Annotated in this window: 28 protein-coding genes and 1 other RNA gene; 10 read left to right on the top strand and 19 right to left on the bottom strand. The window is 29.9% G+C overall.

Going from position 1 to position 25,929, the window contains the following annotated elements:
• Positions 1–6 precede the first annotated feature (6 nt).
• Complete coding sequence (locus L8X33_RS06775) at positions 7–480, top strand: GlcG/HbpS family heme-binding protein (RefSeq protein WP_133319039.1); 474 nt, start codon at positions 7–9, stop codon at positions 478–480.
• A 24-nt stretch (positions 481–504) separates the two neighbouring features.
• Here L8X33_RS06775 and cgb read toward each other — a convergent pair whose 3' ends face one another.
• On the bottom strand, positions 505–933 hold the full coding sequence (gene cgb / locus L8X33_RS06770) for a single-domain globin Cgb (RefSeq protein ID WP_133319038.1): 429 nt from the start codon (positions 931–933) through the stop codon (positions 505–507).
• Between the two features lie 190 nt (positions 934–1,123).
• Between cgb and L8X33_RS06765 the strand changes: the two genes are divergently transcribed.
• The 3 genes from L8X33_RS06765 to L8X33_RS06755 are packed head-to-tail and all read left to right on the top strand — an operon-like array spanning position 1,124 to position 4,709.
• Positions 1,124–2,128, top strand: a complete 1,005-nt coding sequence (locus L8X33_RS06765) for an extracellular solute-binding protein (protein ID WP_133319037.1) — start codon at positions 1,124–1,126, stop codon at positions 2,126–2,128.
• A gap of 17 nt (positions 2,129–2,145) precedes the next feature.
• Positions 2,146–3,729: an ABC transporter permease gene (locus L8X33_RS06760; protein WP_263670300.1), complete on the top strand. Its 1,584-nt coding sequence runs from the start codon at positions 2,146–2,148 to the stop codon at positions 3,727–3,729.
• On the top strand, positions 3,729–4,709 hold the full coding sequence (locus tag L8X33_RS06755) for an ABC transporter ATP-binding protein (RefSeq protein ID WP_263660638.1): 981 nt from the start codon (positions 3,729–3,731) through the stop codon (positions 4,707–4,709). The genes L8X33_RS06760 and L8X33_RS06755 overlap by 1 nt, the downstream gene beginning before the upstream one ends.
• A gap of 70 nt (positions 4,710–4,779) precedes the next feature.
• On the opposite strand, the gene L8X33_RS06750 is transcribed toward L8X33_RS06755, so the two are convergent.
• Positions 4,780–6,066 carry a WG repeat-containing protein gene (locus L8X33_RS06750; protein WP_263660639.1) on the bottom strand — a complete coding sequence of 429 codons (1,287 nt, stop codon included), beginning with the start codon at positions 6,064–6,066 and terminating at the stop codon, positions 4,780–4,782.
• 133 nt (positions 6,067–6,199) lie between these two features.
• Here L8X33_RS06750 and L8X33_RS06745 point away from each other — a divergent pair, with 133 nt between their 5' ends.
• Positions 6,200–7,423 carry an HD domain-containing protein gene (locus L8X33_RS06745; protein WP_263670298.1) on the top strand — a complete coding sequence of 408 codons (1,224 nt, stop codon included), beginning with the start codon at positions 6,200–6,202 and terminating at the stop codon, positions 7,421–7,423.
• Between the two features lie 3 nt (positions 7,424–7,426).
• On the opposite strand, the gene ffs is transcribed toward L8X33_RS06745, so the two are convergent.
• Positions 7,427–7,524, bottom strand: an RNA gene (ffs, locus tag L8X33_RS06740) — signal recognition particle sRNA small type.
• Between the two features lie 52 nt (positions 7,525–7,576).
• Here ffs and L8X33_RS06735 point away from each other — a divergent pair.
• Positions 7,577–8,020, top strand: a complete 444-nt coding sequence (locus tag L8X33_RS06735) for a hypothetical protein (protein WP_133319033.1) — start codon at positions 7,577–7,579, stop codon at positions 8,018–8,020.
• Positions 8,021–8,030: 10 nt separating this feature from the next.
• Here the strand turns inward: L8X33_RS06735 and L8X33_RS06730 are convergent, their stop codons facing one another.
• Genes L8X33_RS06730 through L8X33_RS06715 form a run of 4 tightly spaced genes read right to left on the bottom strand, consistent with a single transcriptional unit; the run spans position 8,031 to position 12,734 of the window.
• Positions 8,031–9,656, bottom strand: a complete 1,626-nt coding sequence (locus L8X33_RS06730; protein ID WP_263670296.1) for a flagellar hook protein FlgE — start codon at positions 9,654–9,656, stop codon at positions 8,031–8,033.
• A 4-nt stretch (positions 9,657–9,660) separates the two neighbouring features.
• Positions 9,661–10,668 carry a flagellar hook capping FlgD N-terminal domain-containing protein gene (locus L8X33_RS08800; protein ID WP_263670295.1) on the bottom strand — a complete coding sequence of 336 codons (1,008 nt, stop codon included), beginning with the start codon at positions 10,666–10,668 and terminating at the stop codon, positions 9,661–9,663.
• Between the two features lie 50 nt (positions 10,669–10,718).
• Positions 10,719–12,392, bottom strand: coding sequence for a flagellar hook-length control protein FliK (locus L8X33_RS06720; RefSeq protein WP_263670294.1), 1,674 nt, complete (start codon positions 12,390–12,392; stop codon positions 10,719–10,721).
• 3 nt (positions 12,393–12,395) lie between these two features.
• Entirely contained in the window at positions 12,396–12,734 is a 339-nt protein-coding gene (locus tag L8X33_RS06715; RefSeq protein WP_133319030.1) for a hypothetical protein, read from the bottom strand.
• A gap of 127 nt (positions 12,735–12,861) precedes the next feature.
• Here L8X33_RS06715 and typA point away from each other — a divergent pair, with 127 nt between their 5' ends.
• Both typA and L8X33_RS06705 read left to right on the top strand, forming a co-directional pair.
• A complete protein-coding gene (typA, locus tag L8X33_RS06710; protein WP_220567072.1) occupies positions 12,862–14,670 on the top strand; it encodes a translational GTPase TypA in 1,809 nt (602 codons plus the stop codon).
• A complete protein-coding gene (locus tag L8X33_RS06705; protein WP_263665669.1) occupies positions 14,670–15,302 on the top strand; it encodes a poly(A) polymerase in 633 nt (210 codons plus the stop codon). Before typA ends, L8X33_RS06705 begins: the two co-directional genes overlap by 1 nt.
• A gap of 11 nt (positions 15,303–15,313) precedes the next feature.
• On the opposite strand, the gene L8X33_RS06700 is transcribed toward L8X33_RS06705, so the two are convergent.
• From L8X33_RS06700 to L8X33_RS06655, 10 genes are all read right to left on the bottom strand, one after another.
• Positions 15,314–16,054, bottom strand: coding sequence for a carbonic anhydrase family protein (locus L8X33_RS06700; RefSeq protein WP_263666658.1), 741 nt, complete (start codon positions 16,052–16,054; stop codon positions 15,314–15,316).
• Between the two features lie 105 nt (positions 16,055–16,159).
• Positions 16,160–16,789, bottom strand: coding sequence for a protein-L-isoaspartate(D-aspartate) O-methyltransferase (locus L8X33_RS06695; RefSeq protein WP_133319188.1), 630 nt, complete (start codon positions 16,787–16,789; stop codon positions 16,160–16,162).
• Between the two features lie 90 nt (positions 16,790–16,879).
• Entirely contained in the window at positions 16,880–18,397 is a 1,518-nt protein-coding gene (locus L8X33_RS06690) for a disulfide bond formation protein B (RefSeq protein ID WP_263661613.1), read from the bottom strand.
• Between the two features lie 10 nt (positions 18,398–18,407).
• Positions 18,408–18,575 (bottom strand): dihydroneopterin aldolase, encoded by a 168-nt coding sequence (locus tag L8X33_RS06685; RefSeq protein ID WP_133319023.1) that lies wholly within the window; start codon positions 18,573–18,575, stop codon positions 18,408–18,410.
• A gap of 124 nt (positions 18,576–18,699) precedes the next feature.
• The gene (locus L8X33_RS06680) at positions 18,700–19,722 is read right to left on the bottom strand and encodes a ribonucleotide-diphosphate reductase subunit beta (RefSeq protein WP_133319022.1); all 1,023 of its coding nucleotides are present in this window, start codon (positions 19,720–19,722) and stop codon (positions 18,700–18,702) included.
• Positions 19,719–20,135 carry an RDD family protein gene (locus tag L8X33_RS06675; protein WP_133319021.1) on the bottom strand — a complete coding sequence of 139 codons (417 nt, stop codon included), beginning with the start codon at positions 20,133–20,135 and terminating at the stop codon, positions 19,719–19,721. The genes L8X33_RS06680 and L8X33_RS06675 overlap by 4 nt, the downstream gene beginning before the upstream one ends.
• Positions 20,135–20,743 carry an orotate phosphoribosyltransferase gene (pyrE, locus tag L8X33_RS06670; RefSeq protein ID WP_133319020.1) on the bottom strand — a complete coding sequence of 203 codons (609 nt, stop codon included), beginning with the start codon at positions 20,741–20,743 and terminating at the stop codon, positions 20,135–20,137. The genes L8X33_RS06675 and pyrE overlap by 1 nt, the downstream gene beginning before the upstream one ends.
• 2 nt (positions 20,744–20,745) lie before the next feature.
• Positions 20,746–21,303 (bottom strand): ribosome recycling factor, encoded by a 558-nt coding sequence (gene frr / locus L8X33_RS06665; RefSeq protein WP_263670292.1) that lies wholly within the window; start codon positions 21,301–21,303, stop codon positions 20,746–20,748.
• 14 nt (positions 21,304–21,317) lie between these two features.
• Positions 21,318–21,662: a preprotein translocase subunit SecG gene (gene secG / locus L8X33_RS06660; protein ID WP_133319019.1), complete on the bottom strand. Its 345-nt coding sequence runs from the start codon at positions 21,660–21,662 to the stop codon at positions 21,318–21,320.
• Positions 21,663–21,764: 102 nt separating this feature from the next.
• A complete protein-coding gene (locus L8X33_RS06655) occupies positions 21,765–22,466 on the bottom strand; it encodes a Bax inhibitor-1/YccA family protein (RefSeq protein ID WP_039629164.1) in 702 nt (233 codons plus the stop codon).
• Between the two features lie 160 nt (positions 22,467–22,626).
• On the opposite strand from L8X33_RS06655, the gene L8X33_RS06650 reads away from it, so the two are divergent.
• Positions 22,627–23,265: a carbonic anhydrase gene (locus tag L8X33_RS06650; protein WP_133319017.1), complete on the top strand. Its 639-nt coding sequence runs from the start codon at positions 22,627–22,629 to the stop codon at positions 23,263–23,265.
• A complete protein-coding gene (locus L8X33_RS06645; RefSeq protein WP_220567076.1) occupies positions 23,262–25,133 on the top strand; it encodes a mechanosensitive ion channel family protein in 1,872 nt (623 codons plus the stop codon). The genes L8X33_RS06650 and L8X33_RS06645 overlap by 4 nt, the downstream gene beginning before the upstream one ends.
• Here L8X33_RS06645 and L8X33_RS06640 read toward each other — a convergent pair.
• Positions 25,130–25,444 carry a hypothetical protein gene (locus L8X33_RS06640; RefSeq protein ID WP_220567077.1) on the bottom strand — a complete coding sequence of 105 codons (315 nt, stop codon included), beginning with the start codon at positions 25,442–25,444 and terminating at the stop codon, positions 25,130–25,132. The two genes, L8X33_RS06645 and L8X33_RS06640, sit on opposite strands and share 4 nt — an antisense overlap.
• 31 nt (positions 25,445–25,475) lie before the next feature.
• Positions 25,476–25,838, bottom strand: a complete 363-nt coding sequence (locus L8X33_RS06635; protein ID WP_220567078.1) for a hypothetical protein — start codon at positions 25,836–25,838, stop codon at positions 25,476–25,478.
• Positions 25,839–25,929: the final 91 nt, after the last annotated feature.

Genomic DNA, 25,929 nt, shown 5'->3' with positions numbered 1-25,929 from the left:
ATAAAAATGAAAAAATTATTTATTTTATGTTTATTTTTAGGAGTAAGTTTGATGGCAAAATCTTTTGAGCTTGTAAAAGAGCCTGTTCTAACTTCGCAAATGGTTGAAGGGATTTTGGATCTTGCAAAGAAAGAAGCAAGAAAAAATGGCTTTCATGTAAGTATTACCATAGTAGATAAATCTGGTCAAATTTTAGCAGTTTTAAGAGATGATAAAGCAGGTGTGCATACGATTAATGCTAGTTATAAAAAAGCCTACACAGCCACTTCGCAAAAAAGAGAAACAGCAGTTATTTTTAAAGGTGTAAAAGAGGGTAAAATACCTGAAGATATTCGTTATTTAGATGATAAGTTTTCTATTATGCCTGGTGGGGTACCGATTTTTATAGATGGAGTTGTTGTTGGTGGTATAGGTGTGGGTGGAGCACACTTAGATGAGGATGTAAAAATAGCAAAAGCGGGGATAGCGTTTTTAAAATAGGCTTTGAAAAATCAAAGCCTATTGTCACTTAGCTTTTGCATAAATTTCTTTTTCAATGTTTATGTAAAATTGTGCGATAGCTTTGTAAGCTTCTTCCCAAGCTTTTAGTGTAGTTTCATCTGCATTTAACACTACTTTAATAGCCTTTAAAAGACAAGCACCTACTATAGGGTAATGCTCCTCTTTGACATTTAATTTTGTATGAGTGATAGCTACTTTATCAACAAAGCTTCTCATATTTTCTAAATTTTCTACATTTTTTGCTGCCATTAAAATAGCCATTGCTAAAGCTTTTGGTTGCTCGCCTGAAGCTTGTTTTTCCATATTAAACATAGGTTTTACTTCAGGATATTCTTCAAACATGATTTTATAAAATTCTTTTGTCAAAACTTCACCATTTTTTTGTAAAATTGGTACACAATCTTTGATGATTTGAATTTGCTCTTGTGTCATTTTATCTCCTTTGTATATTGTATTTTTGATGATTATATAAAAATAAGAGAAAAAATATCTTGATTTATGTTAATTTTGTATTATTTTATTTTAAATTGATTATGTATATCAATTTAAGTAAATATAAAGTGAATTATTAATATAATAATCCTTATCAATTTCAAAATTTAAAATTAAGGAAATTTATAAAATGAAAGCAAAAGTAGTTTTACTATCTTTACTAGCTGCTATGAGCTTAAGTGCTCAAGAGCTTACGATTTATTCTCATCGTCATTATGATTCTGATAAAGGAATTTTCAAATTATTTCAAGAAAAAACAGGTATTAGTGTAAATGTGGTGCAAGCTAAGGCTAATGAGCTTGCTAAAAGATTAGAAGTTGAAGGTAAAAATTCAAAAGCAGATTTATTTATGACTGCTGATGCGGGAAATTTAGAACAAGTTCGCACAAATAATCTTTTTGTTTCAGTTAGCTCGCCTGAGCTAGAAAAACTTTCTCCAAAAGAGCTAAGAGGCAAAAATAACGAATGGTATGCTTTTACAACAAGAGCAAGAATCATCATCGCTTCTAAAGATAGAATTAAAGATGGAGAGATTAAAACTTATGAAGATTTAACTGATCCTAAATTTAAAGGTAAGGTTTTAGTAAGAAGTTCAAATAATGTTTATAATATTTCTTTGTTAAGTGCTATGATAGATACTTTGGGCAAAGAAAAAGCAAAAGAATGGGCACAAGGCATAGCAAATAATCTTGCACGCACTCCAAAAGGTGGGGATCGTGATCAAATTCGTGCAATCTATGCAAAAGAAGGCGATGTGGCTATATCAAATAGTTATTATCTAGGACATTTAGCAAATTCAAAAAATCCTAAAGATGTTGAAGCTGCAAATTCAGTAAAAGTGATTTTTCCAAACCAAGATGATAGAGGAACACATATCAATGTAAGTGGTATAGGTGTTTTAAAAACTTCTAAAAATAAAGAAGCTGCGGTTAAATTTATCGAGTTTATGCTTTCAAAAGAAGCACAAGAAATTTTAACAAACCAAAATTATGAATATCCAGTAAATAAAGAAGTAAAACCTGCTAAAATTTTACAATCTTGGGGCGAGTTTAAAGTAGAAAAGCCAAATTTTGAAGCTTATTGGGGTAATGCTAAAGAAGCTTTAATGATTTTTGATGAAGTTCAATGGAAATAATTAAGGAAAAATAAAATTTGAAATTTTTAAGTCTAAGGTGGTCTTTTGCCACCTTTTTTTTCTGTAGTTTAATCATACTGCCTATACTTGCTATTATCTTACACCTTCCTTTTATAGATATTAATACCTTAAAACATTTGAGTAAAAATGTCTTACCAAGGTATATTTTTGGTAGTGCTTTTATATTGTTTGGGACTTTAGTATTGTGTTTGATTATAGGATTAATTAGTGCTTATTTGATAGCTTTTTATAAATTTTTTGGCTCGAAATTTTTTGAATGGTTTTTGATTTTACCTTTGGCTATACCTTCTTATGTAATGGGTTTTGTTTGGATTGATTTGTTTGAATTTCAAGGCTTAATTCCCACGTTTTTAGGTGTTGATAGGCGTATAGATATCATGAATGTATATGGCGTGATTGTGATTTTATCTTTTGCTCTTTATCCTTATGTGTATTTTTTTGCTAAAAATACCTTTGCTTATGGACTTGGAAATATCATTTTAAGTGCCAAAACACTTAAGGCTTCTAATTTAAAAACATTTTTTAAAGTGATTTTACCATTTTGTCGTGTGGGTATAGTGGGTGCTTTGCTGTTGGTGGCTATGGAGGTTTTGAGTGATTATGGTTTGGTGGCGTATTTTGGCGTGGATACTTTTAGTGCAGGAATTTTTAGAACATGGGGAAGTGGTGGCGATGAAGTCAGTGCTGTGGCTTTAAGCGTGGCTTTACTTGTATTTATCGCATTTTTAATGCTTTTAGAAAAAATTCAAAGAGGTAAAAAAGGCTTTAATCAAAATGTGTTTTTACCTACCCCAAAAGATGAGTTAAAAGGCTTTAGGGCATTTTTAGCCTTTTTATGGTGCTTTTTAGTGGCATTTTTAGCCTTTGTCGTGCCTATTATGTGGCTTGTTTATTGGGCCGGGTTTGATTTTATGCAAAATTTAAGCAATGTCTTAACACCTGCATTTTATAGTCTTAGTGTGGCTTTGGTGAGTTCTTTTGCTATTGTGGGAGTGGCATTTTATTTATGTTTTATAGTGCGTTTAAACGATACAAAAGCTTCTAAAATCATCCTTTGGCTTACGACTTTGGGGTATTCTTTACCTGGAGCTGTGGTAGCTGTGGGAATTTTAGTGATTTTGGGTGTGTTAAATTATATTTTTGATCTTTTGTCTTTTGAGTATGCCATAGGTGGTGGATTTTTAGTGCTGTTTTTTGGATACTTTGTGAGATTTTTAGCTTCTGGAATTTTTGCAACTCAATCAGGCTATGAGAGAATTTCTAAAAATATAGACTATGCAAATTTAACCTTAAAATCAAAACCACTTAAAATTTTCACTCAAATTCATTTTCCTTTGATGAAACATTATTTAGCTTTGGCTGTGGTGATTATTTGTGTGGATATTTTAAAAGAATTACCTATTTCAACTATACTTTCACCTTCAGGTTTTCAAACGCTTTCATCACTTGTATTTGCTTATAGTGAAAATGAGTTAATTTATAATGTTTCTTTGCCATCTTTGATTATAGTGTTATTTGGGATTATCCCTACATTTTTAATGCATTATTTGCAAAATAAAAACAACCAAAAAGGACAATAATGGAAATCTTAAAAATTGACAATCTTTACAAATCTTTTGGAAAAATAGAGGTCTTAAAGGGAATTTCTTTGAGCTTAAAAGAAGGCGAGATTGTCAGTATTTTGGGAGAAAGTGGCTGTGGTAAGAGTTCTTTGCTTGGTTGTATAGCGGGTTTTTTTGAAATCAATGATGGTAGTATTTATATAGGGGATAAACTAGTTGCTTCTAAGAGTATGTATTTAGCCCCACAAGAGCGTGATGTGGGGGTTTTGTTTCAAGATTATGCTTTGTTTCCGCACTTAAATGTAGAAGAAAATATATGCTTTGGTATAAGCTCTTTAGGTAAAAACGAGCAAAAACAAAGGCTTGATGAGGTTTTGGAAATTTTAAATTTAAATACACTTTTAAAACGCTATCCAAATGAGCTAAGCGGTGGGCAAGCTCAAAGAGTAGCACTAGCAAGAACCATAGTCGCAAGGCCAAAAATTATACTTTTTGATGAACCTTTTTCAAATTTAAATCACACTTTAAGCGTTAAAATGCGCAAAGAAATCAAAAATATTTTAAAAGAGCATAAGCTTAGTGCTATTTTTGTTACGCATGATAAAGACGATGCTTTTTATTTATCAGACAATATCGCTTTGATTAAGGATGGAAAAATTTTAGACTATGGAAGTGCTAAAGAGCTTTTTTATAAGCCTAAAAATATAGATAGTGCTTGTTTTTTGGGCGAAGCATTTTTTATAGATCCAAATACAATTTTAGATGAGAATTTTAAAGCATATTTACAAAGTAAAAATGGCATTTTACGCCCTAATGATATACAAATTTCAACCTCACAAACTCCTTTAAAGGCTAGCGTTTTAGAATGTGTGTTTTATGGGGATTTTTATGAGCTAGGCGTGAGTTTGGAAGGACATATTTTTAGCTTTTATCATCATAAAGAGCTTAGTAAAAATGATGAGGTTTATCTTAAGTTAAGTGATATAGAAAGTTTTTAATTTGCTAAAATTATAATGAGTATGCGAAAATAAAAGTTCTAGTAATTGGAATAATATCAAATTATATTTGCTATTTTATAATGTTTCCATTAGTATCTACAAAGCCCCATTTTCCATTTAGCTGAACTATTGCGGCTTTATTATAAAAACTCTCTACTTCATCAAATATAGGGTTTATAACAATATTTCCACTTTTGTCTATAAACCCAAATTTTTCGTTTAATTTTATCTTTGCGAGGCCTTCGCTAAAACTCTCTACTTCATCAAATATAGGATTTATAACAATTTCCCCTTTATTGTTTATAAACCCCCATTTTTCATTTAGTTTTATATCTGCAAGTCCTTCGTTAAAATTTCCCGCATAATCAAATTTAGGTTTTATTATAAATTCTCCATTTGTGTCAATAAAGCCCCATTTGTCGTTTATTAAAACCGATATCAAATTTTCGTAAAAACCATTCGTATCGTCAAATTTTGGTTCAGTTATAATTTTTCCGTTTTTATTGTAAAAGCCGTGCTTGTTGTCCAGTCTAACTTCTACTATATCATTATATGAATCTTCAATATAGTCAAATTTAGGGTCTATTATAATTTTTCCATCTGTTCCTATAAGTCCAAATTTATCATCTTCGTTAAAAAATTTTATATACCCTTTGTAACAATCAAAAAAATAGTCAAATTTTGGTTTTGCTATAATATATCCATTTTTATCTATAAGTATCCAATTATAATTTGATTCAACCCAAGCAAAACCATTGTGAAAACACCAAGCTTTATCAAATATAGGGTTTATAACAATATTTCCACTTTTGTCTATAAACCCAAATTTTTCGTTTAATTTTATCTTTGCGAGGCCTTCGCTAAAACTCTCTACTTCATCAAATATAGGATTTATAACAATTTCCCCTTTATTGTTTATAAACCCCCATTTTTCATTTAGTTTTATATCTGCAAGTCCTTCGTTAAAATTTCCCGCATAATCAAATTTAGGTTTTATTATAAATTCTCCATTTGTGTCAATAAAGCCCCATTTGTCGTTTATTAAAACCGATATCAAATTTTCGTAAAAACCATTCGTATCGTCAAATTTTGGTTCAGTTATAATTTTTCCGTTTTTGTCAGCGAAACCGTACTTATTACCTATTTGAATAGTTATAAAATTTTCATTAAGGTGACTAATATAGTCATATATTGGGTTTATTATAAAATCTCCATTTTTATTTATTAAGCCCCACTTGCCATTGAGTTTTACTGTTGCTATATCATTGTGAAAAAATAAAACTTCATCAAAAATCGGCCACATCATTTTTTTACCATTTATATTTACAAAACCTTGGTTGTTGTTTAATTTAATCATGGTAGAACCTCGTATTTATGTTGATGATAAGTTTTAAAGATTATTTTACAATAAAATATCAAATCACAATATCAAAATAAAATTTGCTAAAGATTATAAAATAAAGTAAAATCACAGCAAAAAAAGGAAATAAATGATTAGTGTAGAATTGATAGAGCATATTTTTAAAGCTGCTTCTATATCAAGGTGGAATGATTATCCTAGAATGACAAATTTAGTTGAGCTTGATAAGCAAGCGCATAAATTCATCATTGCTTATTTCATTGCTAAAATGGAAAAAGATGTCAATATGCGCTTTATCATAGAAGCGGGGATTTTTGAGTTTTTAAGTAGGGTGGTAGTGACTGATATACGCCCTGATGTGTATCATGAGATAACGCGTGCAAAAAATGAGCAAGTAAGTGCTTGGGTGTTAAGTAAAATCGCACCAATGATTCAAGATATTGAAAATGGTGAGTTTTTAAAACGCTATGAGCTTTTTTTGCAAGGTAAAGATTGTGTAAAAGAAAGACTTGTTTTAAAAGCTGCTTCGTATTTTGCGACAAGGTGGGAGTTTAATATAGTTTATCAAACTAGTTCATTTTTAAGTGATATTGATGAGATTAAGGCTAAGGTTGAAGAAGAATTAGAAGATTATTATGAGTTAATTGGCGCAAGAAAAATAGCCCTTAATCGAAAAATTTCTAAAATAATCGATCTAAGCGGACGCTTGCGTTTTCAAAAAAGATGGGCACAAACTCCAAGGATTCCAGAAACTGCGGTTTTAGGACATATGCTTGTGGTAGCTATTTTGTCTTATTTTTATTCTTTAGAAGTAAAAGCATGCGATGGTAGGATAGAAAGCAATTTTTATTGTGCTTTGTTTCATGATTTGCCTGAAAGTTTAACTAGAGATATCATCTCTCCGGTAAAATATGGCATAGATGGTTTAAATGAAATCATCAATGAGTATGAAATGAAACTTATTAATGAGAAAATTTTACCTTTTATACCACTATCTTTTAGAGAAGAATTTAGTTATATACTTGGTATTAGAGAAGGACAAAATGAAGAAAGTGCCTTTGTAAAAAATGAATTTGAAAATCGTATTTTTAATAACAAACCAAGTGTTTATAGTGGTAGTTTAGATGCGGTTAATGAGGATCGTTTTAAGGCTATTGATGGAAAGGCTTTGAAATATTGTGATAAGCTAGCAGCTTTTATAGAAGCGGCTTTATCGATTAGCTATGGAGTAAAGTCTAAAGAGCTTGAAAGCGGTTTTGTGGGAATGTATGAGTATTTTAAAACAAATCCGACTATTAATGGGGTAAATTTCTTTAGGATTTGTGAGGATATTAAAGGGTATTTTAAACTTTAAAACCCTCTCCCAGATGACTGCGGCACACACTAAGTCTAAGTGCTCTGCTGTGTTCCCACCCTGAAGCGGTGCTTAAAAATAGCATTGCACAGGTCTAAGAGAAGGCAGTTGAAATAATATCTTAAAATATCTTAAAAAACATTGAGGTGAAGTATGTTGAGTATATTTGCAAATTTTTTATCTAAATTTAGAGAATTTTTTGTTCCTAGTCATCTGTCTTTAGAATTTAGAGCAAAATCTTTTGCGGCTATTATTGTGGCAAATAAAAATATAAAAGCAGAAATTTGGCAAGTTTTAGCTGATATTGCTAGCGAAATTTATCCAAAAGATAAAAGCAGGCAAGCAATTTTGGTGCAAACTTCTAAAGAATATGTAGATAGAGTTTTAAAAAGTGAGCTTAGTTTGGATACTTTACTTAAAAATATTGCTTTGCTTTTGAAAAAAAATCCAAGATATATACAAAAGATAAAATTTGATAAACTTGAGCGTTTAATAGATAAAAATGAAGAAGAATCTTTGGTTCAGCTTAGGGTGTATGAATTTTTTGAGCAAGAGGTAAAATATATCTTAGAGCAAAAAAATATAAATAAAACATGAAAAGCTAAAATTAGCGTTTCATGTTGATTGCTTTTTGTATCATTTGATCGGCTGTTGTGATACTTTTACTACTTGAATCATAAGCTTTTTGTAGAGTGATTAAGTTAGTAAAAGCTACTGATAAATCTACATTAGATTGCTCTAAATAAGAACCTTTAAAAGTTGCTGTGCTGAAATTTCCATTAGCATCAAGTAAAAAAGTTGGATTACCGCTATTTCCTGTTTGCCCATAAAGATTTTCCCCTAGCTTTTCCAAGCCTTGTTCGTTTGTGAAATTAAACAAAGCAAGTTTTGCCATAGCTATTTGATCTCCATTGGTAAAAGTGGCGATGATAGCACCATCTGTGTTAATAGAATAATTATTTAAAAACCCCTCGCCCTTACCATCTGTTTGTGTATGCACTGAAGGTTGTTTGTTTTGTAAAGCATGAAGCCCATCATAGCCTGAATTTGGTATATTTGGATCATAATAAGAACCAAGATTTATATTAACCCTTGTGCCATTATTATCTACCGAATTTAAGGTGTTAGATACTAAAGCTCCAGATTCGTTAAAAGTGATTAAACCTTCAGTTGTTCCACCTATTTTATTGCCATCATTATCATACACTTGTGCAACGGCTTTGTATTCTAAATCTGTACCATTTTGCGGTAAAACTCTATCTAATTTAACTTTTACCCAACTAATAGATCCATCAGGATTTATTAATTTTGCAGAAAGTTCTGTGCTATCAGCTACTTCTTTTTCAACACTTAAGTGAGATGATTCTAATTTGGCTGTTTCTAAATCGACTTTATCTAGTTTTTGATTGTCGATACTAAAAGCTAAATTTTCATCTAAAGTAGCTTGTAATGTTTGACTAGCACCCTTTTCATCAGTGATTTTAAAATATATAGTATCGCCAGGTTTTATACCATAAATTTGTTCATCTTTTACACTACCTGAAATTTTTACACTACCATCTTCATTTTTACTAAATTCAAATTTAGAAGCATCTACATCTACATTTACTGCTTCTGTTTTGGTGCTTGTGTCTAAATTTCCACTCCAAGTTATATTTTGCGTTGGTTGAGGTGGTAAGTAAAGATTTTTAGGTACAGAAATAGGTCCTTGAGTATTAACCCCGCCCATTTGTAAATTCTGTCCAGGTGTTCCACTCCAAGCTGTAGTGACTTTTTGTCCCATAATCTGACCAAACATATTAGAAACTCTATCACTTAGTTGAATTTCTTGTAATGATGGATTCATAGTTCCAAGTACATAATTTCCATTTGAATCTACTAAAAATCCATTTGCATCAGGTTTAAAAGCACCATTTCTAGTATAATAAACCCCATTGGCATTACTTACACCAAAAAAGCCTTTTCCAGCAATTGCTACATCAAATTCATTATCAGTAGAAACTAACGGACCTTGTTCAAAAATATCATTAGTAGCTCCTGCTACACTACCATAACCAGTTTGACCTTTGTTATATGATTGTGTTGTTATGGTGCTATAAAATACATCTTTAAATGCCACATCAGAGTATTTAAAACCGACTGTATTGACATTGCTTATATTATGAGCGGTATTGTCTATACCATAACTTTGGGATTTTACTCCATTTACTCCATTGTAAAATGCTGTAAACATGATTTTATCCTGTAATCTCTTTAATATCTTCCCATTTAACCCAGCTACCGCCCATACCAACTAGAGCTTCACCTTCTTCAAATTTAACTCCAGTGATAGGATAAGCACCATAAGTTGAATTAACGGTTGTGCCATCTTCACCTATATAGCTTGCTCTTACATAGTATTTTCCAGATGGTACAGGACTTCCACTATCATCTGTTCTATCCCAAACGATTTGTTTCATACCAGCACTCATATCTTTAACACTCATTGTTCTTACAGGATCTCCTGCTTCATTATAAATAGTAAATGTTACAGGCGTGCTGTCTGATTTATAAGCTGAATCAATCTTTGCTGTTTTGATATCAACACTTGGGGTATGTCCTACTATTTTAAATGTTTGATCTTCTCCAACTACTGCTTGAACAGTTTCTTCTTGACCTTTGTCATCTTTTAATTTTATATGTATAGTTTCTCCAGGTTCAGCTATTTCTTTATCAACTTTACCTGTTATATCTAGTTTATCTTCGCCATTTTTCTTAAGTTCAAAACCTTCAATATCAATATCAGTCTTTTTACCTTTTTGTGGTTCTTGTGGTAAATACATATTAATTTGAAATTGTATATCATCATCTGCCACTACAAGGTAATTATCTTTAACTGTTGCAAGCTTTCCAACTGCAGCTAGTGCGCTCATACCTGTGCTTGCTGCAATAGAATTTTGTAGTTTTGTCATCGCAGTTACAAGTTGAGTCATGGTTTTATTAGTATTATCTTGCATTTCAAGTGCTGAAAGTTGTGCCGTTTGGGTAAGCATTTTTTCAGTATCCATAGGATCTGTTGGATCTTGATGTTGGAGTTCTATTAAAAGAAGCTTTAAAAACGCATCCTTGTCAAGTTCTGCCCCAGGGTTGTAGATCAACCCGCTATCACCTTCACCGGCTCTAGTGCTTCCTTTAGTATTTGGCATATCTTTAGTATTAAGCGTTGCTAAAGGACCTTGAAGGGTTTGTGTGTTTATATTTGACATAAAAATCCTTTTTTATATATTTTTAAAGCTCAAAGCAAAAAATATTCCATTTAAAAATATTTTGCTAAAACCATTTCTAAGCTCGGTTTTTCTTGAATTTCTTTTTCAAAATTCACCTTATCTTCTTTACTATTGTTGTTTTTTTGTCTTTGCGGATTGCTTTGTTCTTTTCTTTCTTGATTACTAAAATTCATTTCTAAATTTGTAAATCCCATATTTACAAGAGCATTTTTAAATTCAGCTTGATGTTGTATGAAAAGATTTAAGGTATTTTGATTAGAGTTAAAGCTAATATTTAAATTTGAACCCCTTTGGACTAAAGTTACTTCTACTTCTCCAAGATTATGTGGATTAAGAGTTATACTAAAGCGAGTTATAGGTGCTTTGTAGCTTTCTAGTTTTTCTTTAAATTCTTGGGCAAAATCATTAAAAGTTTCTTTCATAGGAATATTTTGATTTTTTATAAAATTATTAGAAACCCTATTCATTTCCCTTACATAAGAATTTAAATTCTCTTCACTATGATCATTTTCATCTTTTGAAAACTCTTTTGTGTGTTTAAAAATATCACTAAAATTATCTATATTTTGATTATTTTTATCTATTTTTAAATGTTTATCTTGAGGGGCCAATTGATTTTCTAAGTTAATTTTTAAATCTTGATTTTGATTTTGTATATTTTGAGTATTTTTTATATTTGTTAATTCAGTTTTTAAATCTTTTGAATTTTCTAAAACAGAACTTATTTTTTTACTAAAGCTATCTTCGCTAATAGTTAGTTTTTCATTCTTTAATATTTCTTTAAAATCTAGCTTTTCTTTTTCTTTAATATCTTTTTTTAGGTTTGTGTTTTGAGTAAGATTAATTAACTCAATATCACTTAGTTTTTCATTGAATTTTGTTGTTGTATTTTGGATATTTTTTGCGTTTTTTATTTCTTTTTCATCTTGAATTTGAATTTTTTCTACTAATTTTTCTTTAAAATCTATGTTTTGAATGTTTTCTTTTGCTTGTGTTTTTATATCTTTTTTTGGAAGTTCTATATTTTTTAAAGCAGAAGAAAGCAAAGACACACCTTCGTTTTCTTTGCTTTTTATATTTTTGCTTGTATTTGGTTCTTCTTTTAAAAGCTTGGTAATTTTTTGATTGATTAAATCTTGAAAAACATTAGTATTATTATTTTGTTTTGGTATTTCAAAAAAACCTTTTTTATCAAGATTTGGAAAGGCTTCTTTTAAATCTTTAATTTGTTCAAATTTTATATTTTTGATGTTTAATCCAAGCTCTTTTGCCACATTAAAAAGCTCATTAATATTTTTTATATTTTTTAGCTTGTGTAGATTTTTTTCAAGAGCTAAAATAGCAGTATTATCTTGGACAAGTTTGTTTAGTTTTATATCCTTGCTATCGCTTTGTAAAACCTCCAATAAAGAAAGAATTTGCATAAAATTTGCACCCTCAAAAAGCTTCAAAGCATCTTTTTCATCCAGCGGTATTTTGTCTTTGACATCATCTTTTAAAATTTTATCATTAACTTTATCATCTTTTTGCGGAGTCTTGAAATCTTTTGGTAAACTTCCATCTTTTTCATTTATTGCTTGCAATAAGGAATTTAAAAATTCCTCGTCATCACTTTGCGAGCTAGTGTTTTCTTTACTTGGGTTTTCATTTTGTGGAGTGATGCTTAGTAAGTTTAAAGCATCACTAGCTTGGATATTAGACATTAATTAACCTACTAAAAAATTATTTTTTGCTAAATTTGGAAATAAATTTTGTAATTGTGCTGCACAATCAAGTTTTAAATTTTCATGAGTAAGATTAAAATTTTTAAATATCACTAATAATTCTTCTATGTTTTTAGCATTTAAAACCGCATTTTCATTTTGAGCATCATCTAAAATTTCACTTACTTTACTTGAAAGTTTTGCATAATTTAATTCTTTTTCTTCATTTGAATTTATAACTTCTAAATAATTTAAAAGTTCCATAAAATGCTTACTATTTAAAACTGAAGTTCCTTGTTTTTCTAAGTTAGCGTTAAAGATTTGAGTATTTAGGTTTGACATATTTTTCTCCTTAAAAATAATTCTTACTCAAGACAAAAGCAACAAGTGTTCCAATTTTTAAATCTTAATTTTTAAGCATTTTTTTTATATAATATTAGATTTTAAATTTAAGACTTTGGAGAAAAACTTGGATAATATTAGAAATATAGCTGTTATAGCTCATGTTGATCATGGTAAAACAACAATGGTAGATGAGCTTTTAAAACAATCAGGAACTTTTAATGAGCGTGAGCAAATAGCAGAACGCGTAATGGATAGCAATGATATAGAAAAAGAAAGAGGTATCACTATACTTTCTAAAAATACTGCTATTAATTATAAAGGCACAAAAATAAATATCATAGACACTCCAGGCCATGCTGATTTTGGTGGTGAAGTTGAGCGTGTGTTAAAAATGGTTGATGGGGTTTTGCTTTTAGTTGATGCACAAGAAGGGGTTATGCCTCAAACTAAATTTGTGGTAAAAAAGGCTTTATCTTTAGGGCTTAAACCTATTGTTGTTATTAATAAAATCGACAAGCCAGCTGCTGATCCTGAAAGAGTAATCAATGAAATTTTTGATCTTTTTGTGGCTTTAGAGGCAAATGATGAACAACTTGATTTTGCAGTAGTATATGCAGCTGCTAAAAATGGTTATGCAAAACTTGCACTTGAAGATGAAAGCACTAACATGGAACCATTGTTTAAGACTATACTTGAGCGCGTACCTGCTCCAAGTGGTAGCGATGAAAACCCTTTACAGCTTCAAGTTTTTACTCTAGGTTATGATAATTTCGTTGGTAAAATAGGAATTGCAAGAATTTTTAATGGTAAAGTAAAGAAAAATCAAAATGTAATGCTTGCTAAGGCGGATGGTTCTAAAATCAATGGAAGAATTTCAAAACTTATTGGTTTTATGGGTCTAGAAAAAATGGATATTGAAGAAGCAGGGACAGGCGATATTGTAGCGATTGCAGGTTTTGAAGCTTTAGATGTAGGAGATAGCGTTGTAGATCCAAACAACCCTATGCCACTTGATCCTTTACATATAGAAGAACCAACTTTAAGTATAGTATTTTCAGTAAATGATGGTCCTTTAGCGGGTACTGAAGGCAAGCATGTAACTTCAAATAAAATCGCAGAACGCTTAGAAGCTGAGATGAAAACTAATATTGCTATGAAATATGAAAGCACAGGTGAGGGTAAATTTAAAGTAAGTGGAAGAGGTGAACTTCAAATAACTATTTTAGCTGAAAATATGCGTAGAGAAGGTTTTGAGTTTTGTATGGGAAGACCTGAAGTTATCGTTAAGGTAGAAGATGGTGTTAAAACAGAGCCGTTTGAGCATTTAGTGATTGATGTGCCTGATGATTTTACCGGAGTAGTGATTGAAAAACTAGGTAAAAGAAAAGCTGAAATGAAAACTATGACACCAACTGGAGATGGTCAAACAAGACTTGAGTTTGAAATTCCTGCGCGTGGGCTTATAGGATTTAGATCACAATTTTTAACAGATACTAAAGGCGAGGGTGTTATGAACCATAGCTTTTTAGAGTTTCGTCCATTTAGTGGAGCAGTTGAAAAAAGAAATAATGGCGCGTTAATTTCTATGGAAAATGGTGTTGCACTAGGGTATTCTTTATTTAACTTACAAGATAGAGGGGTGTTGTTTATCGATCCTCAAACAAAAGTATATACAGGTATGATTATAGGTGAGCATTCACGCCCAAATGATTTAGATGTTAATCCTATTAAAGGTAAAAATTTAACTAATGTTAGAGCAAGTGGAAGCGATGATGCGATTAAGCTTGTACCACCTAGAAAATTAAGCCTTGAAAGAGCATTAGAGTGGATAGAAGAAGATGAACTTGTAGAGGTTACTCCACAAAATATTAGAGTTAGAAAAAGATATCTTGATCCTACTCAAAGAAAAAGAATGGAAAAGGCTAAGTCTTAATGGATTTTGAAGCCATAAGACAAGCTTTAAATAAAAGACTCAAAGCTTTACAAATTTTAGCATTTGCTGAAGCTTTGGTTATATTTTTTCTTGCTTTTCAATTTAGCAAGGATGTGATTATAGCTTTGTTTTTTGCTGTTTTAGCAGGAGTTTTGTTTTTTAGAATTTTAGGAAGAAAGCTTATGTGGGGACGCAATGAGCTTGTATTTAAAATGTGTGAAGAATTTTTAAAGCAAAACAATGCTAAATTTGACAAACAAGGCTTTGATCAAAAAGATTTTGAAAAAATTACTTTTGATTTTTCTTTAAAAACTTATCATTCTCAAAATTCTTTTATTTTTGATGATTTTATTCTTTATGATGTGAAATTTAAAGATGAATTTGGGAATTTCTTTTGTGGAATTTTGCTTTATAGTAAGAAATTAAAAGAAGATATTAAGTCAAATGAAAGTATTTTTGAAAAAGTAAAGGATAAAGAATTTTCTACACAAAGAGTTTTGAAAAAAGATGATTATTTGCTCATAGCTAGTTTGAAAAATCCTTTTTTTGCTGATTTAAAAATTTCAAGCGAGTTAAATTTTAAACTTTTTAGAGCTAATTTAGAAAAAATTCAAGCTTTTATACATGATTAAGTTTAGCTTACTTAATCATTTTGTTCTAAATTATTAATTTCTTGTATTTTTAAATTCTCATTTTTTCCCATTAAATTTTGTATAGTTTGGATTTGCTCTTTAGAGGCATAGCTTATGTCTTTTAAAACTATCCAAGTGATTTTTTGATTACAAGGCTTGTTGAGTTTATTTTTAAAGATATAAAAAGATTGAAGATTGTTTGGCAATAATTCATTAGCACTTAAGCCTTGAACATAAAGTTTATCGCCTTCTTTTTTAGGAAAAGCACGGATGATTTTTTTAATAAAAGGATTTTCCATACCTTCTTGTAAAAACAGCGCAACTACTGCTATATCTCCTTTTTGACTTACATGACTAAAATGAATTTCTAAAAGATAAGACTTTTTATCAATAGAAATTTTTGATGGACTATGGAAGTGAAAATGAGATAAATTATAAGCTGTATTATCTAGCACGATATGGCTTCCATTGCTTTCAAAATGCATTTTTATGGTATAACCATCATTTATTAAGCCAAAAGAATCATTTGAGTAGTTAAATTCTAAAGAATGATTTTTGTTTGTAGCCTTTTTACTGTTTATATTGATGAAATCTTGATTTAAACCACTTTCACAGTAAATCCAGTTTTTATCTAAATTTTTCCATTTGTCTTTGTCTATGAAATTTCCATGTGAGGCATTTTGAGGCATTTGCTCATAGGCAAAAAGCATGCTAGTAGTAAATAAACCAAAAAGTATTCTTTTAAAACTCATAATATTCCTTTTTTAATATAATTATAAAAAAATAAATCCTACAAGAAGCTTATGTTTAAAAATAATTATATTAAAATTAAATATTTATCTTAAAAATTAGCAAGATTATTCTTTACCATCTTTAATAGGCACAAAAAGACATTCATCTAAAACTTCTTTGCTAATCTCGCCATCTTTTTTGGTAAATTTAGTGATGAATTGTTGATTTCCTATAAGTAAAGGAGCTACCAAAATTCCGTTATTTTCAAGTTGATCAAATAATACATTTGGAATATGCTCTATATAAGCTGAGAGTAAAATTCTATCATAAGGTGCATAATTTTTCCAGCCATTTTGCCCATCATCAAATTTTACATGAATATTAGCATAGTTTAGTTTTTTAAATTTTTCTATAGCACTAATTGCAAGTTTTTCGATGCGTTCTATGGTAAAAACTCTTCTAATAAGCTTACTTAAAATCGCAGCTTGATATCCACTACCACAACCTATTTCTAAAACACTATCAGCTTCTTTAAAATCAAGTGCCATAGTCATTTTGGCCACAGTTAAAGGTGAGCTTATCCATTGATTACCCATTAAAGGAAGTGCATCAAGTCTATAAGCATGCATTTTTAAAGGTGAAAAAATTTCTCTTGGAGTAGAACAAAAAGCTTCAAATAATTCTTCATTAATGAAAGTGTTTTTGCGAATTTCTTCTGCCATAGTTTGACATTGTTTTTGTTCAAATATATGAATCAATAAGCACTCCTTGATAAAAAGTGTTATTTTATCTTAAATTTTATTTATCTAGCTTTAAAATCCTTAAGGCGTAAAAACGCCTTAAGATTAATCAAGTGTATAAAGGATGTTTGATCCATCTTGATAAGATAAGATGTGCATTTTACCATCTTTGAAGAATAAGCTTCTTGCGTTAGTTATATTTTCTGGATACGAAATAGTTTTTACAACTTCTTCTTTGTCTAGATCAATTACAGCAATAACATTATGCTTTTTACTTAATGCATAAATTTTACCATTTTTAAAAGCCATTGAAGTTATATAAAGATCGCCCAAAGTTTTTCCTTCTTTTAACTCAGCTTTAGGAGTAAATTCAGCTGAAAGAACTCTATCTGCTAAAGAAATTTTAGAAATTACAAAAGTTTTAGCATCCTTATTGTTTGGAACGGTAGCAAGATACATGTATTTTCCATCAGTAGTTGTGCTTAAAATATGATGGAATTTAGCTCTAACTGTGTCAATTCTACCACGACCAAGGTTTTCACCTTGTCCTTCAAAATTATTTGCCCCTCTAATAAAATCAGCATATTGTAAAGCTTCATCTGCATTAGGATTTTGAGCAAATCTTAAGAAAGTTTTATTAGAGCCCATTAAGATGTATTTGTTGTCCAAATAAGGAATAATTCCTATGATAGGATTAATTGTGGCTGAAAAATATGGGTCTAATAGAAAATCTGTTTTAGTGCTAAAATTATCATCTAGGAAAAATACTTCCCATTTTGAACTTGCGACATACTCTCCATTGATATAATCAAGTGTATTGATAGCTTTAGGAAAATCAATTTTTGTTTCATTTACGATTTTTAGATTATCATCGATATTTGCAAATGGAGCATTACTGATATTATTATCAAATTCAATACCTAGTTTTTCATTAGCAGGAGCAAAAGCAAAATCAGGTTCTTTAACATCGCGTTTTCCTAAGAAAGAAATGCTTTTCCAACTTTTATTCCAGCCTGAATCATCCCAAATAATATATTTTGGATTTAAACTAAAACGAACTGGATCACCTTGTCCGCTATATGGGATAGGACCAGTGCTTACGAAAGCTTGGAAGACATTTGAAGCTACGATAAAAGCAACAATAACCATAGCAGCTAGGTTAAATTTAGTTAATTTTCTAAAACTAACTCCTTCCATTTCTTTTTCAAAGGAGCCAAATTTTGGAGCAAAAGCAAAAATTACACCAAGTAATAAAACTACAGCCCAAAATACTACTTCAGCCCAAAAATAAGTATGCAAACCAAAAATAGGCAAACCAAAACCTTGATCAAGATCACGATGTGCATGTCCGCTTATATGATTAAATGATTGCCATAAACCAAATGCAGTTGCAATTAAAAGAAAAGCTAAGAACTTACCTTTCATACCATAACGCACAATAAATAAAGCTGCAACACCAATGAAAATCATTGATTCTCTTTGGCCCCAACAAGAAGTACAAGGGCTATCACCTAGCATATAACCAAAAATCAAATTTGCAATTCCAACAGGCATTAAAATGATTAAAAAACCTGCCAAGCACATTAAAAAATAAAAAAATTTAGTTTTGTTAATATCACACATATTTGCCACCTTATAGATTCATTAGGCCTAAGATTGCGCCTGATTTGCGACCTAAATAGTCAAATACCATAATAGCCCATGAAATTACAAGTATAGAAAAAGCTAGTTTTTCTTTTTCAGGCTTAATTATCATGAGAACTATGGCAATAAAGACTAGCAAAAGTTCTAAAAACTCCATAATTACCCCTTTACTAATAAAATAAAATGGCGGATTTTACAATAATGAAATAAATAAAAATAAAATATTAAATAAAAAGAGAATTTTAGTTTAAAAAAATGTAAAATATGGGTAGTTTTGTGACTTAAAAGTCATCAAAACTCAAACTCCCTTTAGAATAGTTTGTAACCTTGCTTTCAAAGAAATTGCTTTTTTGATCATTAAATTTAGAAAAATCATCTACCCATTTAATAGGATGTTTTGCATTATAAATTTTATCAAGATTAATAGCTATTAGTCTTTGATCAACAAGATAGTGAATGTATTCTTCTATAATATCGTCTGTAAAACCCATGATTTGATTTTGAGTGATGTATTTACCCCATTTGATCTCAAGTTCACCTGCTTTTTTAAACATATCATAAATTTTGTTTATATTGATATCATTAAACAAATCAGGTCTTTCTTTACGCACAGAATTAATCATATTTTGAAATAATAATAAATGAGTAATTTCATCTCTTTGTATAAAGCGTATCATTTGTGCTGAACCTAGCATTTTTCCTGCACGCGCTAAAGCATAAATAGCAGTAAAACCACTATAAAAATACACTCCTTCTAGAATTTGATTTGCTACCATTGCAAGTAAAAGTTTATTATCATCTACTTCGCCAGCTAATTCTTCATAAATACTTGAAATGAAATCATTTTTTTCTCTTAAAGTCTCATCGTGTTTTTCCATTTCATAAATTAAGTCTGTATTTTCACAGATTGCTTCAACCATCACTGCATAAGATTTTGAGTGATTTGCTTCTTCATAAGCTTGTCTTGCTAAAACCGCATTGATTTCAGGTGCTGTGATATAAGGGTTGATATTATCAGCAAGATTGTTTGTTTGAAAACTATCCATTGAGATAAGTTGAGACCAAACTAGATCATACATTCTTTTTTCTGCTACGGTTAGATTGCAACGATAATCTAGTGCATCTTTTGTTGTATCTACTTCTTTTGGAAACCAAGTATTTGCTTCCATTAAATCCCAAAGTTTTAAAGCCCATGTGTATTTTGCTTTAGTAAAATTTAAAATACCATGTGGGTTGCCGTTAAATACTTTTCTATCATTTAAAGTTTCATTTGATTTTGGATTATAAATTCTTTTTCTATTCATTTTTCCACCTTTGTTACAATAGCGCTTTGGCTTAAAATATCATGCAAGGCTAAGGTATCTTTTCTTAAAAAGCTTACCAAAAAGCCAATCAACAAGCCAAAGCTTATAATGAAAATTACATAGCGTAGGATTATTCTAAAAAAATTAAGTTTGTGTCCATTTTTAATATCAATCAAGTATAAATCATAAGCTTTAAGTCCAGGACTTTGAGCTTTTTTTACTAAAAATAATGCTTGTAAAAATCCAAAAAGCAATGGGCACAAAAAAATTATAAGTTGATTGTTTAAAAAAGCTTCTTTAGAGCCAAGAGTAAAATAAAACAAATACAAAATGGGCACATAAAGCAAAAATAGATCAATCAAAAAGGCTTTAAATCTTAAAAAGCGAGTGGCTATTTTTGCTTTAGTTTTCATTAGTTACCACGACTACCAGGTTTGATAGCTTTAGTGCCTTTTTCACAAAGTGGGCAAGTATTTGCATCATAAATATCAAATTCAAAATTTCCTAGTGCAAAAAGTGGTAAATTTTGTGGTAATTTTGCATTTTCTTTTCTTGGATTGTTTAAATTTTTTACAGCACAAAAACCACGATTTGCTAAAGCTGCAAAACCTACTACTTCTCCACCTAAATTCTCGATGATTTTTGCACTCTCAAGTGCTGAGCCACCTGTTGTAATAATATCTTCACAAACGATAAATTTTTCACCTTTTTTTACTTCAAAACCGCGTCTAAGACTCATCACTCCTTCTACGCGTTCAGTGAAAATAAAGCGTTTGTTGCAAGCTCTAGCAAGTTCATAACCTGCTAAAATTCCACCCAAGGCAGGCGAGCAAATACTATCAAATTCAATATTAAAACTAGCAATAACTTTCGCAAGCTCATCACAAAGCTCACCTGCTAGTTTTGGATTTTCTAAAACTTTAGCACTTTGAAGGTAAAACTCAGAGTGTTTCCCTGAGCTAAGTAAAAAATGTCCTTGTAGGTATGCTCCACAATCTTTATAAATTTGTTCTAAGTTCATTTTTAAACCTTTAAAAGTTCCGCTTCTTTGTTTTTAACTAACTCATCTACTTTTGCTGTATAATTATCGGTTTGTTTTTGTACTTCATCATAAGCTTTTTTAGCTTCATCTTCTGAGATTGCTTTATCTTTTTCTAGTTTTTTTACTGCATCATTTGCATCTTTTCTAATATTTCTAATAGCAACTTTAGCCTTTTCACCCATAGCTTTAGCATTTTTAGCATTTTCTTCTCTTTGTTCTCTTGTCATAGGAGGAAAAAATAATTTAACACTTTCACCATCATTATTTGGATTTACTCCAATGTTTGCCGCAGCTATAGCACTTTCTATAGATTTTAGCATTGATTTTTCCCAAGGAGTAATGCTAATAGTTGAAGCATCAGTTGCTAAAACTGTTGCTACTTGATTTAATGGAGTTGCACTACCATAATAATCTACATGAATATGATCAAGTATATTTATATTTACTTTGCCAGTTCTTATGGTAGTAAAATCTTTTTTTAAGGCCTCTAAGCTTTTGTCTGATTGTTGTTTTTGCTTGGTATAAATTTCATTTAGCATGGTATTTCCTTTTTTTATTTGCTAGTATTACTTTCGCTAATTGGAGCACTTGGTGCAACTGGAATGCTAGTTGTGTTTGTTTCAGGTGCCTTTGGTAAAATTTGTTCTGCTTTTTCAGCAAGTGAGTTAGAATTAGCATTATTATACATATAACTTAGAGCAATTGTATTAGCGATAAGTAAAACACCCATCACAAAAGTAAATTTAGCTAAAAACCCTGCAGGACCCTTTGCTCCAAACAAGCTTTCATTACTTCCGCTATATGCTCCAAGTCCTATGCTTGAGCTTTTTTGTAATAAAACAGCAATACAAATAATCACAACAATTGCAAATTGCAAAATAATTAAAAGAGTAGTCATGAATTTTCCTTATTGAAAATAAAATGAGTATTTTAACTTAAAAAGTTTGATAAAAACTTGAAAGAGGTAAAGAAAATTTGCGAGAAAAATTCTCGCAAATTTTTATCTGCTATTAAAGCTTCTTAAAATATTAAGAAGAGAGATGAAAAGATTGATAAAATCAAGATAAAGCGCAACTGCACCTTCGATTGGTGTTTCATAATTTCCTCTAATGATGTTTTGAGTATCATAAAGAATGTAAAAAGAAAATAAAATTGCACCAATACCAGAAATTGCTAAGCTTAAAAGTGAACTTTGAAAAAAGATATTAATTAAAGAAGCTACTACGATAACAATTAAAGCTATAAAAAGCATTTTTCCCATCATAGTAAAATCTCTTTTTGTATTCATAGCAAAAACGCTTAAAGCACCAAAAGCCACTGTTGTTAAAGCAAAAGCTTGAGCGATAATGCTAGCTCCTGCAGGAAGTGCTAAAACAGAATATAAAAGTGGTGTTAAAGTAAGTCCTGAAACAAAAGTAAAGGCAAAAAGTAAAACTAAATTAAGCGGAGCTTCTCTTTTTTTCCATTGTAATGCAAATAACAAGCCAATTTCTACGATAAATAAAATCCAAAAAGTTGCTTGAGATTGTGCAAATAAATGTGCTAAGGCAAAAATTCCTATGTAAGCACCTGCTGTTGCAGCTAATAATGAAGCAGCAAAAAGCTGATAAGTTTGTTTTATAAAAATGCTCAAATCACTTCTAGCATAACCTTCAAATTCTTGAGTTTTAGAGTTAGAATAATCTCTATCATAAAGACTCATTAAAATCCTCCAATAATTTTTAAAAATTAAAATTTACAAAAAAAAGATAAATAAAAGATTAAAATTGTATAAAAATATAACAAAAAATAAATTTATAGATTTATTTTAAGTAAAAATAATTTAGTATAATGCTTTATTAAAATGCAAAAAAGGACTTTTTTTGAAAGACTTGATCGAGGGTGCTTTAAAATTTATGCAAGAAGATTTTAAAGAGCATGCAGAACTTTTTGAAAGTTTAAAAAATAAACAAAATCCCCACACGCTTTTTATAGGATGTGCTGATTCAAGAGTTATACCAAATTTAATTACTAATACAGGTCCAGGAGAGCTTTTTGTTGTAAGAAATATAGGCAATATAGTTCCACCTTATAGAGTAGGAGATGATTTTTTGGCAACTACTTCAGCTATTGAGTATGCTTTTAGTTCTTTACATATAAAAAATATCATAGTTTGTGGACATAGTAATTGTGGTGGCTGTGCGGCTTTATATGCAAATGAAAATGAGCTAAAGAGTATGCCGAATGTGAGAAAATGGCTTACCTTGCTCGAGCCTATTAAAAATAAGGTTTTAAAAGTTGCAGGCAGTGATTTAGCCATGCGATCTTGGATGACTGAAAAAATGAACTTGGTTAATTCTTTACAAAATTTATTAACCTATCCAGGTATAGAAGAAGCTTTAAATAAAAAAGAAATAGAACTTCATGCTTGGTATTACATCATAGAAACGGGTGAAATTTATGAGTATGATTTTAATTTTGAAAATTTTGTTTTAATACAAGAGAGGGTGAAAAAAGTATGAAAAAGATTGTTAATATTATTTTATTATTTTTATTTATCAGCACTTTGAATGCACAGGAAAAAAATGCTTTAGAGGATAAGAATAGTATTTTTGCTTTGGTGCAAGATTATATAGAGCTTAATTTACTTTTGGAAAGTTTTAAAACCGGTGATACAAATAGCACCGAATTTCAAGATAATATCAAAGAAATAGAAAAACAAAAAACAGCTCTTTTGACTACTTTACCTTTAAAAATGGTATCTCAAAAGATTGATGATAAAGAAGCAAAAGATTTTTTAAAAACTAAGAATGCTTTACAAAAAAGTGTTGAAAATGCCCAAGCTAAAAAAAGATATTATGATTATGTGGATAATAAAATCAAACTTTTAAATTTAACCTCTGCAGAACATTTTTATCTTTGTATATTTGAATTAGAAAAAGTTTTTATCGAAGGTGCTCAAAGTCAAAAAATAAAAAAAATTATTGATGAAAGCATTGACTCATTAAAAGAAGATATAGTTTTTAATTTTGCTTTAGATAAAGAGAAAATTAATGATATTACTCAACTTAGAACTTTGGAGCTTAGTGAAAATAATTTAAGAAATACCATCAAGTCATATAATGAAATTTTGGTATATCTAAGAAATAATGCAAATTTGCTTGAAACTAATTTTTTATTTACGGGCTTGGGTTTGCAAAATGCCATTAATTATATTAATAAACAAACCTCTATTAGTAGTGTAAATGTTGGAAAAATAGTTATTTCTATTATTGTCATTGTTTTGTTTTATTCTTTGAAATTTTATCTTGCAAAAATTTTGTATTTTGTATTGATACATTTATTTGGAAAAAATTCAGAAAATGTAGAAATAAAAACTCACTTTTTAGAAAAGCTCCAAGGACCAGTGGGTTGGTTTTTGTTTGCTTATGCTATTGGAATTTGTTTTACTATTTTTTACTATCCTGCACCTGTAGATATAAGAATTAGTAATATTTTATCAATTGTTTATGTTATTTTAACTGCTTGGCTTGTGATAAATATTTTTGATAGTTATGGTATGGTAATTGTGGCAAAGCTTGCTGAAAAAAGTGGCAAACGCGAAGTGGTTAATTTAATTATTAAAATTTTATATTTTATTATTATAGTAATAGCTGTTTTATTTGTTTTATCACATTTAGGATTTAATATTTCAGCATTGATTGCATCTTTAGGTATTGGTGGTTTGGCTGTGGCATTGGCAGCTAAGGATATTATTGCAAATTTCTTTGCTTCTGTGCTTTTGCTTTTTGATAACAGCTTTAATCAAGGCGATTGGGTTGAAATTTCAGGTATAGAAGGAACTATAGTAGAAATTGGGCTTAGAAAAACTACTATTAGAACTTTTGATAATTCTTTGGTATTTTTACCAAATTCAACTATTATGGGAACTAATATAAAAAATTGGAGTAAAAGAAAAATAGGACGCCATGTAAAATTATTTATAGGTGTAACTTATGATGCAAGACCTGAACAACTTGAGCAATGTGTAGAAGATATAAGATATTTATTAGCTACTAGTCCTTTGATAGCTCAAGTTGATGATAGTGCGCTAAATCATGGTGGAACCCGCGCTAGATATAGACAAAATTTAGTTTCAGTGAATGATTTAGAAGGATATAAAAATAATACTTATGTGGCTGTGAGTGGCTTTAACGCAAGTTCTATTGATATAGAAGTATATTTTTATACTAAAGCAGTTGATGCTGCAGGTTTTAGAGAAGCACGACAAAGTATTTTACTTGAATTAATGAAGATTGTCGAAAGAAATAAACTAAGTTTTGCATTTCCTTCACAAAGTCTTTATATAGAAAAAATCAATAAAGACGATAAAGAAGAGTTATTATCTTAATAAGCTCTTCTTTGATCATCACACTCTACTATAATTTTTTCAGCAATGATAATGCTTCCATTTTTACTGCCTTTAACTTTAACAAGACTTCCTTTTTTTAGATCTTGCACATTGGCTTGTTTTTTATTGCTACCAAAAATTCCGCAGTTATAAATATCTATATGTGTTTGGGGTAAAATGGTAATAATTAAGTTATTATCAAAACTTGTTTGAATACTTATTGTATGTGTAGTAGTGTTTTTTAAAATACCTTGAATTTTATAAGCAAATGCAAAAGTGCTAATGCAAATTAATACAAGAAAAAAACGCATCAAAATAACTCCTTTTTAGGAGTTATTTTGCTTAATAAGCTCTTTTTTTGCATTCTATTTTAATTTCTTTAGCGGTTATATTTTGAACTTGATTTGGCGTTTGTGGATTTGGTGTTGTTTGAGTATAGCCATGGAAAACTTCAGCTTCTATAAAAGTTCCTACTTTTAAATCTCTAAAAGTGCCATATTTATCCATACCAAAAATACCACAATCATCCATGTCAATTTCTGTATTTGGTAGAATTTTTATATTCATTTTTTCTCCATAGGTGGTATCGATTAAAATAGTTTTTGCACCATCATTTACATCTACTATAACACCATAAATTCCATCTGCATAAGCAAGACTTGAAAGACTTAAAGTTGTTAATAATGCAGCGATTTTCTTTTTCATTTTTTCTCCTTTATTTTTATGTAAGAATTATATAATTTTTTGAGTGAAGCAAGAGTGAATTTAGATATAATTTGAAAAATTTACCAAAAAG

Source organism: Campylobacter sp. CNRCH_2014_2849 (assembly GCF_025772845.1).
GTDB lineage: Bacteria > Campylobacterota > Campylobacteria > Campylobacterales > Campylobacteraceae > Campylobacter_D > Campylobacter_D lari_D.
The sequence above is the reverse complement of the archived record's forward strand: the minus strand, read 5'-3'. Positions and strand labels throughout refer to the sequence as shown.

What these genes read in the sequence shown, in the direction of transcription:
- L8X33_RS06765 (WP_133319037.1), top strand. Translation starts at nt 1,124, where the DNA reads ATGAAAGCAAAAGTAGTTTTACTATCTTTACTAGCTGCTATGAGCTTA.
- L8X33_RS06735 (WP_133319033.1), top strand. Translation starts at nt 7,577, where the DNA reads ATGTTGAGTATATTTGCAAATTTTTTATCTAAATTTAGAGAATTTTTT.
- L8X33_RS06680 (WP_133319022.1), bottom strand. Translation starts at nt 19,722, where the DNA reads ATGAATAGAAAAAGAATTTATAATCCAAAATCAAATGAAACTTTAAAT.
- cgb (WP_133319038.1), bottom strand. Translation starts at nt 933, where the DNA reads ATGACACAAGAGCAAATTCAAATCATCAAAGATTGTGTACCAATTTTA.
- L8X33_RS06700 (WP_263666658.1), bottom strand. Translation starts at nt 16,054, where the DNA reads ATGAGTTTTAAAAGAATACTTTTTGGTTTATTTACTACTAGCATGCTT.
- L8X33_RS06645 (WP_220567076.1), top strand. Translation starts at nt 23,262, where the DNA reads ATGAAAAAGATTGTTAATATTATTTTATTATTTTTATTTATCAGCACT.
- L8X33_RS06745 (WP_263670298.1), top strand. Translation starts at nt 6,200, where the DNA reads ATGATTAGTGTAGAATTGATAGAGCATATTTTTAAAGCTGCTTCTATA.
- L8X33_RS06675 (WP_133319021.1), bottom strand. Translation starts at nt 20,135, where the DNA reads ATGAAAACTAAAGCAAAAATAGCCACTCGCTTTTTAAGATTTAAAGCC.
- L8X33_RS06755 (WP_263660638.1), top strand. Translation starts at nt 3,729, where the DNA reads ATGGAAATCTTAAAAATTGACAATCTTTACAAATCTTTTGGAAAAATA.
- L8X33_RS06730 (WP_263670296.1), bottom strand. Translation starts at nt 9,656, where the DNA reads ATGTTTACAGCATTTTACAATGGAGTAAATGGAGTAAAATCCCAAAGT.
- L8X33_RS08800 (WP_263670295.1), bottom strand. Translation starts at nt 10,668, where the DNA reads ATGTCAAATATAAACACACAAACCCTTCAAGGTCCTTTAGCAACGCTT.
- L8X33_RS06655 (WP_039629164.1), bottom strand. Translation starts at nt 22,466, where the DNA reads ATGAGTCTTTATGATAGAGATTATTCTAACTCTAAAACTCAAGAATTT.
- pyrE (WP_133319020.1), bottom strand. Translation starts at nt 20,743, where the DNA reads ATGAACTTAGAACAAATTTATAAAGATTGTGGAGCATACCTACAAGGA.
- L8X33_RS06685 (WP_133319023.1), bottom strand. Translation starts at nt 18,575, where the DNA reads ATGGAGTTTTTAGAACTTTTGCTAGTCTTTATTGCCATAGTTCTCATG.
- L8X33_RS06705 (WP_263665669.1), top strand. Translation starts at nt 14,670, where the DNA reads ATGGATTTTGAAGCCATAAGACAAGCTTTAAATAAAAGACTCAAAGCT.
- L8X33_RS06690 (WP_263661613.1), bottom strand. Translation starts at nt 18,397, where the DNA reads ATGTGTGATATTAACAAAACTAAATTTTTTTATTTTTTAATGTGCTTG.
- L8X33_RS06775 (WP_133319039.1), top strand. Translation starts at nt 7, where the DNA reads ATGAAAAAATTATTTATTTTATGTTTATTTTTAGGAGTAAGTTTGATG.
- L8X33_RS06750 (WP_263660639.1), bottom strand. Translation starts at nt 6,066, where the DNA reads ATGATTAAATTAAACAACAACCAAGGTTTTGTAAATATAAATGGTAAA.
- L8X33_RS06715 (WP_133319030.1), bottom strand. Translation starts at nt 12,734, where the DNA reads ATGTCAAACCTAAATACTCAAATCTTTAACGCTAACTTAGAAAAACAA.
- L8X33_RS06635 (WP_220567078.1), bottom strand. Translation starts at nt 25,838, where the DNA reads ATGAAAAAGAAAATCGCTGCATTATTAACAACTTTAAGTCTTTCAAGT.
- L8X33_RS06640 (WP_220567077.1), bottom strand. Translation starts at nt 25,444, where the DNA reads ATGCGTTTTTTTCTTGTATTAATTTGCATTAGCACTTTTGCATTTGCT.
- L8X33_RS06720 (WP_263670294.1), bottom strand. Translation starts at nt 12,392, where the DNA reads ATGTCTAATATCCAAGCTAGTGATGCTTTAAACTTACTAAGCATCACT.
- frr (WP_263670292.1), bottom strand. Translation starts at nt 21,303, where the DNA reads ATGCTAAATGAAATTTATACCAAGCAAAAACAACAATCAGACAAAAGC.
- secG (WP_133319019.1), bottom strand. Translation starts at nt 21,662, where the DNA reads ATGACTACTCTTTTAATTATTTTGCAATTTGCAATTGTTGTGATTATT.